Genomic DNA, 15,872 nt, shown 5'->3' with positions numbered 1-15,872 from the left:
TGTCCGGCGAAATGTGAGAAGGCTCACAGCCAGTGGCATCATCGGTTGGCCGGACCGGGTCAGCGGTCCGGCAAGGAAGGGGTTTGGGGTCAGTGGTCCGTCGTCGGCTTCCAGCGGACGATCTTCGATTCCGCGAATGAGACCGCGAAGAAGAGAACCACGGCAAGCGAGGCGGCGATCACGACGGTCGCATAGAGCAGCGGCGAACGGAAATTATAGGTCGCCTCGATGATGAGGGCGCCAAGGCCGTAGCTCGATCCGATCCACTCCGCGACGATGGCTCCCATCACGCTGCTCGTCGCAGCGATCTTCAGCGCTGCGAAAAGGAAAGGCAGCGAGCTTGGAAGCCGAACCTTCCAGAAGATTTCGGCGTTGCTGGCCGACAGGATGCGCATGAGATCGAGCATTGCCGGGCTCGCCGATTTCAGGCCCTGCACCATGTTGACGAGCGTCGGGAAGAAGCAGATCAGCCCGGCGATGATGATCTTGGGCGCAATGCCGTTGCCGACGAGAAGCACCAGGATCGGCGCGAGTGCGATGATCGGGATCGACTTGATGATAACAGCGATCGGATAGAATGCGCGCTCCGCGAGCGGGCTGTAGACGAACCAGACCGCCAGCAGGACGGCAACGACATTGCCGAATATGAAACCGAGCACGGTTTCCATCAGCGTCGGCAGGAAGTTCGACCAGAGGATACCGGCATTCTCGCCGAATGCCTTGATCACGTCGACCGGCCCTGGCGCCATGAAGGTTGGCACAGAGAAGCCCCAGACGACGAGCTGCCACAAGAGGATGCAGCCGAGGATCGCGAGCGTTGCCGGCAGGTGACGCAGGCCAGCCGCTGCAATGGTGTCCAGCATCCTGAACCTTTGGCCATCGACCAAAACGCGGCCTTCCGCCGGCGAAGGAAGGGCATTAGCCATCAACATTCTCCCAAAAGTGTACGCAGGTGGGCGGTCACGCGGATGAACTCGACCGTGTCACGCATCGCGAGCGTTCGCGGATAGGGCAAGTCGACCTTCATGAACTCCTTGACCCGGCCGGGATGGGCCGCGAGCATCAGGACGTGTTGACCGAGAAAGACCGCCTCGGGGATCGAGTGGGTGACGAACAGGATCGTTGTCCCAGTTTCCTGCCAGAGCCGCAGCAACTCCTCGTTCAGCTTGTCGCGGGTGATCTCGTCGAGCGCGCCGAACGGTTCGTCCATCAACAGGATGCGCGGACGGGTGACCAGTGCGCGGGCGATCGCAACGCGCTGGCGTTGACCGCCCGACAATTCGTGCGGCATCGCCTTTTCGCGTCCCTTGAGCCCGACGAGAGCGATGAGTTCCTCCGGGTCGGCATAGGTCGCACCCGCCTCGCGCTTTCCCACCAGCAGCGGCAGGCGCACGTTGTCGATCACGTTGCGCCAGGGCAACAAGGTCGCCTCCTGGAAGACGAAGGCAAAATCGCGCCCTTCGCGTGCCTTGCGTGGCGTCTGGCCGTGCACGGACACCGAACCGTCGCTGATATGCACGAGGTCTGCGACCGTGCGCAGCAACGTCGACTTGCCGCAACCGGACGGACCGAGCATGGTCACCAGAGAACCGGCCGGTATTTCGACCGAAACATCCGACAGCGCGGTGAAGCTGGAATCATCCGCACCGAAGCGGATATGCAGGTTCTGCACCGATACCGCCGAGCCGGAGGCTGCGCCGGCCGTGACGGCCTTGGGTCTGTTAAGCGTTTCCAGCATCGCCTTATCCTACGCTCTTGCGCACGTCGGCGGTGGCATCGAGGATAGCCATCGTGTAGACGTCCTCGGCCTTCGGAACCGGACCGGTGAACTGGCCGAGGTCAGCATAGGTCTTGATCTGTTCTTCCCAGTTTGCGCGCTCCATGCCGCCCCAGCCGACATTCGCTGTGGTCTCGTTGAATACGAACTTCATCAGCGGCCCGATGGCTTCGAGTTCGCTCGCCTTGTCCAGGTTCGGATAGGACTCGAGCAGGATGTCGACCGCCTCCGCCTGATTGTCGCGCGCATATTTCCATCCGCGTGCCGCGCCCGACACGAAGGCCGAGAGATGATCGGCGTGGTTTTCCAGCTGGTCGTCGGTCGTATAGTAGACGTTGGCGTATAGACGGATGCCACCGTCCCAGAGTGTCAGGTCGACGCGGTCGTCGCCCAGGACCTTCAGCGCGTTGACGTTGGTCAGCCACCCACAGACGGCATCGGCCTGGCCGGTCACCAACTGGTTCATGTCGGAGCCCATGTTGACGATCTTGACCTGATCTTCCGAGATGCCGTTCTTGGCAAGAAGTGCGCGCAACAGGATGACCGAGGTCGGGATCGCAGCGATCGTCTTGCCGATCATATCCTGCGGCTTGGCGATCGGGTTTGCCTTGCGGGAGAAGTAGGCGAAGGGATGCTTCTGGTAGCCGGCCGCGAATGCCTTGATCGGCGCACCGGCCGAACGGGCGAGCATCACCGAGGGGCTCGACGAAATCTGGCCGATCGTCGACTGGCCGACCGCGACGCCGGCCACACCATCGACATTCGGGCCACCGGGCACGATCTCAAGCTCAACGCCGCTTTCGGCGTAATAGCCCTTCTTGCGCGCGACCAGCTCTCCCAGAAGGCCGTTCGAGGGCAGCCAGCCGAGTTGCATGCGGATCGTGGCCGGGTCTGCCGCCCGGCCGGGCGAAACGTTGATCAGGCTGTGGGTTGCGGCAATCGCGCCGACTGCGGCGGCATTGGAAAGGAAACCCCGGCGGTTCATCATGAAATGAGACATATCGTTCCCCTGGCTTGTTATGGGAGCGATGATGATGGAATTTGGCATCTCATAAAGCACAATTTTTAGCGGTAAGCATTGCCGATACGGCAACACACAGAGTTCTAGCGGCTTTGCCTTTTCGGCAACGGCGGGCTCGAAAGATTGTTCTTTGTAGAGGCCCTCCCCCGTCGGATAAGCGAACGGACATTTCAAGCGCGATCGTCGTGGAGGACAGATATGATGCACAGCAACCTGATCGATGGGGAATGGATTAACGGCCAGGACACCGTCCGCAACATCAACCCCTCCGACACCAACGACGTAATCGGGGAGTATGCCCGCGCCTCTGCCGAGGATGCCAAGGCTGCGATTGCTGCCGCCAAGGCCGCCTTTCCTGCCTGGTCGCGCTCGGGCATTCTCGAGCGCCATGCGATCCTCAGGAAGACCGCCGACGAGATCCTGGCGCGCAAGGACGAGCTCGGGCGGCTTCTGTCGCGCGAGGAAGGCAAGACATTGGCCGAAGGCATCGGCGAGACCGTGCGCGCCGGCCAGATCTTCGATTTCTTCGCCGGCGAGGCGCTCAGGCTGGCCGGCGAGGTCATCCCCTCGGTGCGCCCTGGTATTGGCGTCGAGATCACCCGCGAGCCGGTCGGTGTCGTCGGCATCATCACGCCGTGGAATTTCCCGATCGCCATCCCCGCCTGGAAGATCGCGCCGGCGCTGTGCTACGGCAACACCGTCGTCTTCAAGCCGGCCGAACTGGTGCCGGGCTCATCCTGGGCGATCGTCGACATTCTCCATCGCGCCGGGTTGCCGAAGGGCGTGTTGAACCTGGTGATGGGCAAGGGTTCGGTCGTCGGCCAGGCGATGCTCGACAGCCCCGATATTCAGGCGATCACCTTCACCGGTTCGACCGGAACCGGCAAGCGCGTGGCGCTCGCCTCGGTCGAGCACAATCGCAAGTACCAGCTGGAAATGGGCGGCAAGAACCCGTTCGTGGTGCTCGACGATGCCGATCTGACCGTCGCCGTCGAAGCGGCCGTCAACTCCGCCTTCTTCTCCACCGGCCAGCGCTGCACCGCGTCGTCGCGCATCATCGTGACCGAAGGCATTCACGACCGCTTCGTTGCCGCGATGGGCGAGCGCATGAAGGGTCTTGTTATCGACGACGCGCTGAAGGCCGGTACTCACATTGGCCCGGTGGTCGACCAGAGCCAGCTCAACCAGGACACCGACTACATCGCCATTGGCAGACAGGAAGGCGCAAAACTCGCCTTTGGCGGCGAACGCGTGCAGCGCGACACGCCCGGCTTCTACCTGCAGCCGGCGCTGTTTACCGAGGCGAGCAACGCCATGCGCATCAGCCAAGAAGAGATCTTCGGACCGGTCGCCGCGGTGATCCGGGTGAAGGACTATGACGAGGCGCTCAGCGTGGCCAACGACACGCCGTTCGGACTGTCGTCGGGCATCGCCACCACCAGCCTGAAACATGCGACGCATTTCAAGCGCAACGCCGAGGCCGGCATGGTGATGGTCAACCTGCCGACCGCCGGCGTCGATTTCCACGTGCCCTTCGGCGGCCGCAAGGGCTCCTCGCACGGCTCGCGCGAGCAGGGCCGCTATGCCGCCGAATTCTACACAACCGTCAAGACGGCTTACACGTCAGCATAAGGGGAATGCTGTCAGGGCTCTGTCGCGGGACATCCGGCGTTTTGCAGCCGGTGTCGGCGCAGGAGGCAGCACGTGGGCCGAGATCGGTGATCAACCTCGGCCCGGCCGGAGCCATGGCGGGATCAAACGCGTGCAGAAGCAGCGCGCCATCCCTGCTGTCATCTCGACATGAAGGCCCGGCACGCCTGCGAGCCGGGCCTTCACCTTGTCTGACCTTATCGCGAATTGACGATCCAGAAATCCTGCCAATCCTGCAGCTTGGCAAAATCGCTCTGGGATGTCTCGGAGTGCGGGACATGCAACTGGTGCAGGACGTCGATCACACCGGAAGCTTCTTCCTTCGGCATTTTTGCCTCCTGGTTGGAAGAGATCTTGCCGTCGGCGAGCTGCGGAGCCATGCCCTCTTCCGTCATCATGAAGTGAACGAAGAGCTTGGCCGCATTCGGGTGCTTCGTGCCGGACGCAATCACCGCGACACGCGGCGTCAGCTGACCGACCCAAGGCTTCAGATCTGCGCAGATGCCCATGCCGTAGTTGTTCTTCTTGGCATCGCGGAAGATGGCCGAGCTCAGGAAGCCCATGAACGGCTTTGCCTGGCCGGCAGCGCCGACGATCGGGCCGACATCCGTGTCGCTACGCGTGACGCTTGGCCGGTTCTTGGCGAGACCCTTGACCCATTCGGCAGTGGCGCTTGCCTCCTTGGTCTCCAGCGGCTTGCCGAAATAAGCCTCGTAGGCCTTGCGCATCGCTTCGTCGTCGTGGGTCTCGATCTGGTTGAACCAGAACATCGTCTCGTTGCGCAGCAACGGATCCGGAATAGCGACACGACCCTTCCACTCTTCCGTCGTCAGCGCCCAGACATTGTCGATCGGGCATTTGTCGCCGTGCACATCGGTGTTGTAGGCCCAGACCCAGGGATTGAGGCTGGTGATGGCTGGCGTCTGGTACTGCGCCGGCACCACGGTCTTCAGATCCGGCGGCATCCAGCTGACGCCAGCACCCTGCTCGATGATCTGGGAGGTGACGGCGGGAAGGTTGCTCATGTTGAAGACGTCGGAGCGAACGCTGCCGGCGGTGGCTTCGCGCAGGATCACCTGCTGCTGGTCCTGGCCACTCAGCTTCACGCCGGTCGCCTGAATGCCGTATTTCGCGGTGAAATTCTCGGCCATCGAGACGATCTTGCCGGTCGCGTCGACGACGGTGATCGGCCCTTCCTTCTTGGCCGCCTCGATCAAGGCCTCCAGCGAATAGTCGGCATCGGCGATGCCGATTTCGGCTGCGTCCTGCGCCGTAGCGGGCGCGGCCAGCGCCACCAGCGATACGCCCGCCAGAATGGCGCGGCGAGCGCTCTTGGACAAACTACCTTCATGTATTGACAGCATTTTTTCCTCCTTATGGTCAATTGCTTTGTCGGTAACGGGTTGGATGACGTCAGGCGGCAATTCGCCTGCCTTCGACGTCGAAGATGTGCAGGTGCCGCGGTTCGACGTGAAAGAACACGCTTTCACCCTGGGCTGCGTCCGGCAGCTCGCCGGCGATGGCGAAGAAGCGCTCGCCCTCCACCGAAAGCTCGACGATCCAGCTTCCGCCCGTCGGCACCACCTCGACGATCCGCGCCTTGCGGCTGCCTTCCACGCTTGTGCGCGACAGGCGCACGGATTCCGGGCGGATGCCCACGGACGTCGCCGGCTGCGGCAACGACATTCGAGCCAGGGTGTCGCGCATCCAGTCGACCAGCGCGCCGGATCGCTCCTTGCCGACCTCGATGATGTTGATCGGCAGGTTGCCGACGAACTCGGCGACGAAGCGGTTGGCGGGGCGCTCGTAGATATCGTCAGGGGTGCCGAGCTGCTGCAGTTCGCCCTCGCTCATGACCGCGATGGTCGTTGCGAGCGTCATCGCTTCCCATTGGTCATGCGTGACGAAGACGATGGTGGAGCCGAGTTCCTGATGGATCCGCTTCAATTCTGCCCGCATGTCGAGACGCAGTTTGGCGTCGAGGTTCGATAAGGGCTCGTCCAGCAGGATGACATCGGGTTTCAGCGCCAGCATGCGGGCAAGCGCCACGCGCTGCTGCTGGCCGCCGGAAAGCTGCGACGGCAGGCGCTTCCGGTAGCGGGCAATGGCAAGCTTTTCCAGGACTTCGCCGATGATCCCCTCGCGTTCGGCCTTTGGAACCTTGCGCAGTTTCAGGCCGAACTCGACATTCTGTTCGACCGTCATGTGCGGCCAGAGCGCATAGTTCTGGAAAACGAGCCCCAAACCGCGCTTTTCGGCCGGCACATAGACGCCGTCCTCAACCGACACGATGGTGCGATCGCCGAGATGGATCTGGCCAGCGGTCGGATGCTCAAGGCCCGCGATCATGCGCAGCGTCGTGGTCTTGCCGCAGCCGGAGGGGCCGAGAAGGCAGAGAAAATCGGACTGAGGAATTTCGATGCTGAGCCGTTCGACGGCGGCCTGCGCCGTGTTGCCGTAGCTCTTCCTGACATCGCGGATGCTGATGCTTGACATTATTTGCCTCCCAAACCGTCGGACAATTTGCTTTTTGTGAGTTTCTGGACGATCAGCGTGCCGCCGAAAGCTATGATGCAGATCATCAACACCACGGCGTTGGCCGCCTGGCTGTAGCCGTAGTCGACGAGCCTGAGCGCGTAGGTCGTCAATACGTCCGTGCCGGGTACCGCGAGCACCACCACGAGGCTCAGGCCCTTGATGCCCGAAATGAAGGGCAGCAGAATTCCGGTGACGAGCGCCCCCTTCTGGATCGGCACGACGACCGAGCCCAGACGACGCAACCATCCGGCACCGGCGATGCGCGCTGCTTCTTCCGGGTCACGCCCGAGCTGCATCATCGCGGAAATGCCGGATCGCGATGCGAAGGGCATCTGGTCGGCAAGGATCGCCAGCACCAGGATGATCGGCGTTCCGTAAAGCGCAGGCACCGGACCGCGCTGAACTGCGAACATCGAGAGATAGGCTGCGGCAAACGCAATGCCCGGCACGAGATAGGGAAGAAACGTAACCTGCCTGAGGAACGTGGAAATCATGGTCGAGGACGTGCGCGTGACGGCGTAGCCGACGAGCAGGCCGAGGAAGCCTGCCCCGAGGGCGGCCGAACCGACGATCCAGAGCGTGTTCCAGGTCGCCTGCCAGAATTCGGGCGTCAAAAGAATGCCCTGCTTCAGCGCCGTGGTGCCGACATCGGATCCGATCCAATAGGCGAGCGTGAAGTTGTCGAGCGTGAAGACGCCCGGTGACTTCATCACGGTGGTCAGCGCCAGCGCCAAAAGCGGAATGACGGCGCTGACGAGGAAGACCAGCATGGCGAGGCCCGCTGCCGGCATCCGGTAGCCGCGAAGCGACGTCGTGCGGTTCATCGAGCCCTTGGAGCCGATGACGGCAAAGCGCCGCGCTTCCTTCAGGAGATACATGTCGAGCATGATCGAGATTGTGCCGAGCACGACGATGGTGAGCGCAATGATCGCTCCCATGCCGGTCTGGCTCGTCGAGATGGCACGAAACAGCGAGGTCGCGAGCACATCGAAGCCGACGGGAACGCCGAGGATATAGGCGACGCCGAAATCCCCGAGGCACTTTGCAAAGATCAGCGTGCAGGCAGACACCAGCGACGGCAGCATCAGAGGCAGGATGATCTTGCGGGCGATCACGCCGTTTCCAGCGCCGATGATGCGAGCCGAATCCTCGAGCGTCGAATCGAACTGGCGCAGCGCATTGCCGAACAGAAGGATGACGAACGGCGTGTAGTGCAGCGCCAGGATGATGGTGATCGGAACGGCACCATAGGCGAGCCAGTCCGGCGGTGCAAAACCGAGCGCTTCCATCCAGCTCGGCTGTCCGCCGGTGGTCCTGTTCTTGAAGAGCGTCAGCCACGCCAGCGCAAAGGTCCAGGATGGCAGCATGTAGGGAATGATCAGCACAGTGGCGAACCACTGCTTGCCGGGCAGGTCGGTACGGCTGATCAGCCACGCCATCGGTATCCCGATCACCAACGCAACGACGATCGCGCCGAATGCGATGGTCGCCGTGTGGAGGAGAGGCAGCCAGAACACGTCCGTCGCAATCACCGACAGGAAGACGCGATTGAAATAATAGAGTGTCGCCTCGCCCATCGACTGGCCGGAGCGGGCCTGATCGGCGAACTGGACGAAGAACGCATCCGAAAGCAAAAGCACGATCGGAGCGGCAATCAGATAGGCGAAGAGCACGACGAGGCCGACGCCCACCATCGTGGTCGGGTCCTGATTGTGGACCCGGTAATTGTAGAGGGCTTTGCCAAAGTTTCGCATTGCAATCCCGTGGGTGAAGACGCGCAACAGCGTCGGGCGGACGGCCCGACCTGCGCAGACGTTGTGATCGGTAGGCGCGCGACGGGTCCTGCGCACGCGGCGCATCGACATCAGGTCGTGCAGTTGGAAGGGGTCAGAAGGAGGAAGCGCCGGCCTTGTCGATGACCTCGCGCACGCTTGCCCAATCCCGATCGTAGCGGATCGGCAGGAAGCGCTCGTCGCCGTGAAACTCACTCTTCATTTCGGCGGTGAACTCGAACTCGAAGAAACACTGCTTCATCTTGTCGACCAGCTGTGGTGCAAGGTCGTGCGCATAGGCAAAGGAAGACGTGGGAAAGATGCCGCTGGTGAAAATGACACGCAGGTCTTCGCGCTTGACTATGCGCCGCTCGATCAGTCGCTCAAGCACGTCCGACGCGACGGCCGCCATGTCGTAGTCGCCGGAGATCACGCCAAGGATGGATTTGTCATGGCCGCCCGACATGATCGGCGCATAATCCACGCCCGGTGCAAGGCCTTCTCCCGGAAAGAGCGCGCGCGGCGCCAGATGGCCGGAATTCGAGAAGGCCGAAGCGTGCGCCACGCGCCGACCCTTCAGATCGGCAAGGGACTTGAAGGCAGAATCTGCCCGCACGATCGCAATCAGATTGTAGCCGCGCACGTCGCTGCCGATGCCCTTTGCGGCAAAGGGAACGGCGCCGGCGCGATTGACCGCCTCGACGGTCGGCCCGGTCGAGAAACCGGCAAAATGCAGGCGCCCGGAGCGCATCGCTTCGATCTCGGCGTTGCTCGACTGTACCGGGTAGTAGACTATCTGGCGGCCGAGACAGGTGCCGAGATGGGTGGTGAAATCCTTGAACAGACCGGCATAGACGGCTGGCTCTTCAATCGGCGCATAGGCCCAGACCAACGTCTGCGGATCCCGCCACTTTGCAGGGTCGACAGGCGCGTCGGCGACGTAATCCTTGTCCGCATCGCAGTAGCGCTCATCGAGATCCGCCCGCGTCGCGCAGGCGGCATTGGCCGCCAACGGCACGGCAGACAGCAGCAGGCACGCGAATGCAATGCCGGCCAGCAACAGCCTGTACGCGTTCATCTCTACCCCTCCCCCAAAGCCCCGCTCTCCCGGCAAGTGCTTGCTAGTTCTCATCTGCTTTTCATGTGTGTATGGGAGTATCACTGTCACAATCCTGTCACCTGGACCCCCGATGCGCATTCTCTTGATCGAAGACACACCGGACATAGCCTTTGCCATTTCCATGCGCCTGGAGAAGGAAGGCTATGACGTGACGACCGCGTTCGATGGCGCGGAAGGAGAACGGCTCGCCCTCAACGCCTCGCATGATCTCGTGATCCTCGACATCAACCTGCCTAAGCGCGATGGCTTTGCGATCCTGAGCTCGATGCGCCAAAGCGGATTGACGCGCCCGGTCATTGTCATCACCGCCCGCAACCAGGTGGCCGACAAGGTGGACCTCCTGGAATTAGGCGCTGACGACTATTTGGTCAAACCCTTCGATCTGCACGAGCTCGTGGCGCGGATCAGGGCCGTCTCACGCCGGCACCTCGGCGCGGCGCAATCGGTCCTGCGGTTCGGCTCGATCTCGATCGACCTGTCGGCGCGCGCCGTCATGCTCGGGGATCGGCCGCTCGATCTCGGGCGTCGCGAATTCGACGTGCTGGAGGTGCTGGCAACTCGCTTCGGCACGACGGTCAACAAGGAGCAGATCGTCGTGAAGCTGTTTGGCTATGAGGACACGGGCACGCCGAACGCAGTCGAGCTTCTCGTCTCCCGGGTGCGCAGGAAGCTCGAGGACTGCGACATCGAAATCGTGACGCATCGCGGTGCCGGCTACATGCTGCGGCAGCGCGCTATCGGCGGCGTAACCGGTGCGCTCTGATTACTCCATAGAGCGGCGCATCCTGTTCAGCGGCGCCGCACTGCTCATCATCATCGGGCTGTTCCTGTTCTGGATGGTGCGCTGGAATGCGCACAATGCGGCCGAGGAAGCCTTCGACCGCGTGCTCGGCGCAGCCGCATTGTCGATTGCCGACACGGTATCGATCGAGGATGGAGCCTTGAGCGTGGACTTGCCGCACTCGGCCTTCGCCATACTCGGAACGTCGAGACTCAATCGCATCTTCTACCGGGTGGCAGCGCCCGACGGCACGATCATCACGGGATCGCCGATCCTTGGGCTTGAGATACCCCATGGTACCGGGCCGCAATTGCGGCTGGCCGATAGCAGCTATCGCGGCGAACGCATCCGTATCGCCGCCGTCGCCCGATACAATACCGACGCATCCGGCGGCGGCTGGGTCGATGTGCTCGTCGGCGAGACGCGCGAGGCCCGTGATCAACTTGGGCTGCACCTGACGTTCAATGCCGCCCTTCCGGCGATTGCCGTTTCGGTGCTGGCCTTTCTGCTGATCTGGCTTGCGGTCCGCCAGGCTTTCGCGCCGCTGAGGACGGTCGAGGCCGATCTGCGTTATCGCGCATCCTCCGATCTCAGGCCGGTTCCGGGTCCCGTGCCAAGGGAGGTGAACGCCCTGATTTCGGCGCTCAACGACTTCATGGCGAGGCTTGATTCGGTGCTGGTCGGCCTGAAGAGCGTCACTGCCGATGCGGCCCACCAGTTGCGCACCCCACTGACCGCGTTGCGCGCCCTTTCCGAGCTGTCGATCGACGAAGTGCCGGAAGGCAGGCTGCGCGATATCCTCAGGCGCATTCACGCCAACTCGGTCAATGCCAGCGTACTTGCCAACCAGCTCCTGTCCGATGCGAGCACGCTGCATGGACTGGAATCGCGCATGCGCGAGACCTTCGACATGCGCCAAGTCGTGCGCGACACGATCCGGCGGTTGCAGGCGGAAGGTTCCTATCCAACCCTCGACGACAGTCTCCACCTCGATTTGCCCGACGGCCCCGTGGAGATCGAGGCGGAAGCGGTGAGCCTGCGCGAGATGATGCGCAACATCATCGAAAACGCACTTGTCCATGCACCCGGAGAGATCGACGTTGCCGTGAGCGGCGAAGACGGCATCGTCCGGATTGTCGTCGCAGACCGCGGGCCGGGCATTCCCTTAGCGATGCGCGAACGGGTGTTCGCGCGCTTTTCACGCGTCGATGACAGCAAACCCGGCTCCGGTCTTGGCCTTGCGATCGCAAGGACGGTGGCGGAAGCCATGGGAGGAAGTATCAGCCTCGACGATCGGCAAGGCGGCGGTCTGTCGGTCGCGATCTGCCTGCCAAGAGGAATGGCCAATCCATGATCGCCCGCTTCGCATTTGCCCTGTTCATGGCAATCACGCTGTCGCTTGCCGCAGCGCAGGCAGCTCCCGAACGGCTCATCATCGGCGGCGTCGACGCACAGCCGACCGTGCAACCGCTGCTCGATGCCCTTCAGACCGACATGCCGCACGCGAAGGCGCAATACAGGCAGGCCCGCCCGAGCCAGATCATTTCCAGACTGCTGGCAGGTGTCGACGGTGGCGAACCGGTCGATGTGCTCATCTTGCCGACGCCGGATCTGGCCGTCTATCTGGCCAACGAAGGAAGCGCCTCGCGACATGGCGCCTCGGCGGTCAAGCACCGCCCGATGCAGCATGCCCACTGGCGCAGCGAAGTCTTCAGTATCGGGTATGATCCGGCAGTCTTTGTGGTCCGCAAGGGAGCGATGGCCCCAATCGACGTTCCGCCCACCCGCACCGAACTCGCACGCACGCTGGAGCAGAACCAGGCGCGTCTCAAGCGGCGGGTCGGACTGGTCAATATCGGCATCGACAATGTCAGCTATGCCTTTGCGTCGCAGGAGGCGATGCGATCTCCGTTGTTCTGGCGTATTTCCCGGGCCATGGGCGCGGCACAGGCCCGCATATTCGACAGCAATGAAGAGCTTCTCCAGGCGCTGGCCGAAGGCCGGATCGATCTCGGCTACAACGTGCCATTGTCCGCTGCGCGCGAATGGATGGGAAGGCATCCGTCGATCGAAGTGGTCATGCCCCAGGATTATGTGCTTGCCCTGCCCTGGACGGCTTTGATTCCGGAAAATGCCCGCAACCGCTCGACCGCCGGCGACGTGGTCGATTTCCTGCTGTCCGATCGGGCCGATGACGCGCTCGAACAGATCGGCCTCACCACCCCGCAGGATCTTACGGCCATCAAGAACGTGCAACTTATCGAGCTCGGTCCGGAACTGCTCGTCTATCTCGATGCCGTCAAGCGCAGCCGATTTCTCGACACCTGGTTTCAACTCGTCATTCAAGAATAGGTGGGCGCGAGGCCTAGCGACCCTTTCCTCCATTGAAACATCGGCGGAACGGTCGGAAAACGCTGGCCCCGCTTAAGCCGCGCGTTCGCATTATAGAGCAAGAGGCAGGTCCGGCCGAGGCGTGTGCCTCGGCCGGACGCCCGGAAGATGTGTCGCGACGGCGATGACCTTCATCGCGCTTCGCCGCCGTTCGCGCTGTCAGGCCTTGCGCTTGTGCGTGCCGATGAGTGTCTCGAGCATCGCCAGCTCGCCATCCGTCAGATCGACGAGTGGCGCGCGCACCGGGCCGGCGTCGAAGCCCTGCAAGCGAACACCCGCCTTGACTGCGGATACGGCATAGCCTTTCGCGCGATTGCGGATCGCCATGAACGGGTAGAAGAAATCGATAAGGATACGCTCGCAGGTGGCGCGATCGCCGGCGCGAAGTGCGAAGTAAAACTCGTTGGCCAGACCGGGCACGAAGTTGAACACGGCGGACGAATAGGTCGTGACGCCGGCTCCGAGATAGGCTTCGGCAAAGAGTTCCGCCGTGGGCATGCCACCGAGATACATCAGGCGATCACCCATCTTGGCGGTGACCTGGCGCAGAAGGGCGATGTCACCCGTGCCGTCCTTGAACCCGATCAGGTTCGGGCATTCGTCGCAAAGGCGGGCGAGTGTGTCGGCCTGCAGCACCGAATTGTCGCGGTTATAAACCATGACGCCGATACCCACCGACTGGCAAACCTTCTTGATGTGGGCGTAAAGGCCTTCCTGGGGCGCATCGATCAGGTAGTGCGGCAGAAGCAGGATGCCGTCCGCTCCGACCTTTTCCACCGAACGGGCGATATCAACAGCGATATCGGTGCCGTAGCCACAGCCTGAAACGATCGCCGTTTCTCCTGCGGCTTCCTTGGCGGCAGCGACGACACCAGGGATCTCGTCCGGCTTCAGCGAGAAAAATTCCCCGGTGCCCCCGGCTGCGAAAAGCACCGGAGCGTCATAGCCGGCAAGCCATTCGACATGGGCCTTGTAGCTCTCCGGCGCAAAGCGCCCTTCAGCGTCGAAATGCGTGACCGGGAAGGAGAGAAGACCGGAGCCGAGAGCGGCCTTGATGTTTTCAGGGTTCATTTCATTTTTCCTCTATGCATGCTTCCTGCGCCCATTTAGTCACACATAGTACAGATGTCAACAAGTTATCATACAAGTGATCGTACAACTTAATGCCCGGCATCTCACCGCGCCAGCCAACCGCCATCGACGTTGAGGATTGCGCCATGTACGTAGTCCGCTGCAGCCGAAGACAGGAAGACCACAGCGCCGGCGATATCTTCGGATCGACCCCAGCGATTGGCAGGAATGCGCTCGAGGATCGCCTTGTTGCGGTTTGCGTCAGCACGAAGAGCTTCGGTGTTGTTGGTTTCGATGTAGCCCGGCGCGACCGCGTTGACATTGATGCCTTTGCCCGCCCATTCGTTTGCAAGCAACTTGGTGAGCCCGGCGACGCCATGTTTCGCGGCCGTATAGGACGGCACACGGATACCCCCCTGAAAGGAAAGCAGCGACGCAATATTGACCACTCTTCCCGTGCGACCTCTGGCGAACAATTCCTTTGCGAAGGCCTGGGTCGTGAAGAAGAGCGCCTTCAGGTTCACATCCATCACCGCATCCCAGTCCTCCTCGGTGAAATCCACCGCATCGGCGCGCCGGATGATGCCGGCATTGTTGACCAGGATGTCGATGCCCTGCCCTTCGAATACATCTCGCGCAGCCATCGGATCGGCAAAATCGAGAGACAGTGCACTTGCCTTGCCGCCCGCCTGCGCGATCAGGCCAAGGGTTTCTTCCGGCGGCCGGCGGGCTGCGCAAATCACCTCCGCGCCGGCTGTAGCCAGGCCGATGGCAATCGCCTGGCCAAGCCCGGTATTTGATCCGGTCACAAGTGCCTTGCGCCCCTCAAGTGAAAAGGAATTCATCATTTCAGGTCCTCCGGCTGAATGAAGTCCATGTCGGTGTAGTCGACGTTGTCGCCGGCCATCGCCCAGATGAAGGTATAGGAGCCGATCCCCGCGCCCGAATGGATGGACCAGGGCGGCGAAAGCGCGCCCTCTTCGTTGGCAATGAACAGGTGCCGGGTCTCCTGAGGCTCACCCATCAGATGCAGAACCCGGGATTTCTCGTCCATGCCGAAATAGAGGTAGGCCTCCATGCGGCGGTCATGGATGTGAGATGGGATCGTGTTCCAGACCGATCCATCCTCAAGGGTCGTGTAGCCGAGAACCAGCTGGCAGCTTTCCATCACCAGCGGGTGGATGAACTGGTTGATGGTGCGCTTGTTGGAGGTCTCCGACGCCCCGAGCTTAACTTCCTTGCTATCCGCCCCGGTGATGAGCCGCGCCGGCAGGCTGCGATGGGCCGGGCAGGAGGTGATGTAGAACCGCCCCTTGCCGGCGAAGGTTACCTCGCCCGTTCCGGCACCGAGGTAGAGGACATCGCCGCGCGCCAAAGTGTACGTCTCGCCGCCCGCCGTCACCGTGCCGGCCTCGCCGATGTTGACGATGCCCATTTCGCGGCGATCGAGGAAGAGCGGCGTTCTGGTCTCCGCGACCTTTGCGAGCGTCAGCGGCTCTTCTCCGGGCACCGCTCCACCGATCACGAAGCGATCGTAGTGGGTGTAGATCAGCCGGATCTCTCCGGTCCTGAACATGTCCTGCGCCAGAAAATGCTTGCGCAGCCCGGACGTATCGAGCGCCTTGGCGTATTCCGGATTGACGGCCTGCCTTGTTTCCACGGTCAGCATAAATTTCCTCCATCACATTGTAGACGACATGTAATATATGTTATCGTTATTGTATGATATGTCAGTCAAGGTCAAGATACCA

At 62.0% G+C, this 15,872-nt stretch carries 14 protein-coding genes; 4 read left to right on the top strand and 10 right to left on the bottom strand.

What is annotated here, in order from left to right; all coding sequences use genetic code 11:
* Window positions 1–89: 89 nt before the first annotated feature.
* The 3 genes from RTP54_RS14035 to RTP54_RS14025 all read right to left on the bottom strand — a co-directional run bounded on the left by RTP54_RS14035 (window position 90) and on the right by RTP54_RS14025 (window position 2,777).
* On the bottom strand, window positions 90–863 hold the full coding sequence (locus tag RTP54_RS14035; protein WP_312364401.1) for an ABC transporter permease: 774 nt from the start codon (window positions 861–863) through the stop codon (window positions 90–92).
* Window positions 864–925: 62 nt separating this feature from the next.
* Window positions 926–1,738 carry an ABC transporter ATP-binding protein gene (locus tag RTP54_RS14030; protein WP_312363541.1) on the bottom strand — a complete coding sequence of 271 codons (813 nt, stop codon included), beginning with the start codon at window positions 1,736–1,738 and terminating at the stop codon, window positions 926–928.
* Between the two features lie 4 nt (window positions 1,739–1,742).
* On the bottom strand, window positions 1,743–2,777 hold the full coding sequence (locus RTP54_RS14025) for an ABC transporter substrate-binding protein (protein WP_112811855.1): 1,035 nt from the start codon (window positions 2,775–2,777) through the stop codon (window positions 1,743–1,745).
* A gap of 219 nt (window positions 2,778–2,996) precedes the next feature.
* On the opposite strand from RTP54_RS14025, the gene RTP54_RS14020 reads away from it, so the two are divergent.
* Entirely contained in the window at window positions 2,997–4,430 is a 1,434-nt protein-coding gene (locus RTP54_RS14020) for an aldehyde dehydrogenase family protein (RefSeq protein WP_312363536.1), read from the top strand.
* 215 nt (window positions 4,431–4,645) lie between these two features.
* Here the strand turns inward: RTP54_RS14020 and RTP54_RS14015 are convergent, their stop codons facing one another.
* The 4 genes from RTP54_RS14015 to phnD form a co-directional block, all read right to left on the bottom strand.
* The gene (locus RTP54_RS14015) at window positions 4,646–5,812 is read right to left on the bottom strand and encodes an ABC transporter substrate-binding protein (protein WP_312363535.1); all 1,167 of its coding nucleotides are present in this window, start codon (window positions 5,810–5,812) and stop codon (window positions 4,646–4,648) included.
* A 49-nt stretch (window positions 5,813–5,861) separates the two neighbouring features.
* Window positions 5,862–6,944, bottom strand: a complete 1,083-nt coding sequence (locus tag RTP54_RS14010; RefSeq protein WP_312363533.1) for an ABC transporter ATP-binding protein — start codon at window positions 6,942–6,944, stop codon at window positions 5,862–5,864.
* Entirely contained in the window at window positions 6,944–8,740 is a 1,797-nt protein-coding gene (locus tag RTP54_RS14005; RefSeq protein ID WP_112816980.1) for an ABC transporter permease, read from the bottom strand. The genes RTP54_RS14010 and RTP54_RS14005 overlap by 1 nt, the downstream gene beginning before the upstream one ends.
* A gap of 133 nt (window positions 8,741–8,873) precedes the next feature.
* The gene (gene phnD, locus RTP54_RS14000; RefSeq protein ID WP_312363531.1) at window positions 8,874–9,836 is read right to left on the bottom strand and encodes a phosphate/phosphite/phosphonate ABC transporter substrate-binding protein; all 963 of its coding nucleotides are present in this window, start codon (window positions 9,834–9,836) and stop codon (window positions 8,874–8,876) included.
* A gap of 112 nt (window positions 9,837–9,948) precedes the next feature.
* Between phnD and RTP54_RS13995 the strand changes: the two genes are divergently transcribed.
* Genes RTP54_RS13995 through RTP54_RS13985 form a run of 3 tightly spaced genes read left to right on the top strand, consistent with a single transcriptional unit; the run spans window position 9,949 to window position 13,011 of the window.
* Complete coding sequence (locus RTP54_RS13995; protein WP_112811554.1) at window positions 9,949–10,641, top strand: response regulator transcription factor; 693 nt, start codon at window positions 9,949–9,951, stop codon at window positions 10,639–10,641.
* Window positions 10,631–12,013, top strand: coding sequence for a sensor histidine kinase (locus tag RTP54_RS13990; protein ID WP_312363529.1), 1,383 nt, complete (start codon window positions 10,631–10,633; stop codon window positions 12,011–12,013). The genes RTP54_RS13995 and RTP54_RS13990 overlap by 11 nt, the downstream gene beginning before the upstream one ends.
* Complete coding sequence (locus RTP54_RS13985) at window positions 12,010–13,011, top strand: substrate-binding domain-containing protein (RefSeq protein ID WP_312363528.1); 1,002 nt, start codon at window positions 12,010–12,012, stop codon at window positions 13,009–13,011. Before RTP54_RS13990 ends, RTP54_RS13985 begins: the two co-directional genes overlap by 4 nt.
* A 198-nt stretch (window positions 13,012–13,209) precedes the next feature.
* On the opposite strand, the gene kdgD is transcribed toward RTP54_RS13985, so the two are convergent.
* The 3 genes from kdgD to kduI form a co-directional block, all read right to left on the bottom strand.
* Window positions 13,210–14,121 carry a 5-dehydro-4-deoxyglucarate dehydratase gene (gene kdgD / locus RTP54_RS13980; RefSeq protein WP_312363526.1) on the bottom strand — a complete coding sequence of 304 codons (912 nt, stop codon included), beginning with the start codon at window positions 14,119–14,121 and terminating at the stop codon, window positions 13,210–13,212.
* A 104-nt stretch (window positions 14,122–14,225) separates the two neighbouring features.
* The gene (kduD, locus tag RTP54_RS13975) at window positions 14,226–14,969 is read right to left on the bottom strand and encodes a 2-dehydro-3-deoxy-D-gluconate 5-dehydrogenase KduD (RefSeq protein WP_312363524.1); all 744 of its coding nucleotides are present in this window, start codon (window positions 14,967–14,969) and stop codon (window positions 14,226–14,228) included.
* Window positions 14,966–15,790 carry a 5-dehydro-4-deoxy-D-glucuronate isomerase gene (gene kduI, locus RTP54_RS13970; protein WP_312363522.1) on the bottom strand — a complete coding sequence of 275 codons (825 nt, stop codon included), beginning with the start codon at window positions 15,788–15,790 and terminating at the stop codon, window positions 14,966–14,968. The genes kduD and kduI overlap by 4 nt, the downstream gene beginning before the upstream one ends.
* Between the last annotated feature and the right edge of the window lie 82 nt (window positions 15,791–15,872).

It is taken from the genome of Ensifer sp., from assembly GCF_031989085.1.
Classification (GTDB): domain Bacteria; phylum Pseudomonadota; class Alphaproteobacteria; order Rhizobiales; family Rhizobiaceae; genus Ensifer.
Note: the sequence above shows the minus strand (reverse complement) of the source record. Positions and strands in the feature narration are given on the sequence as shown.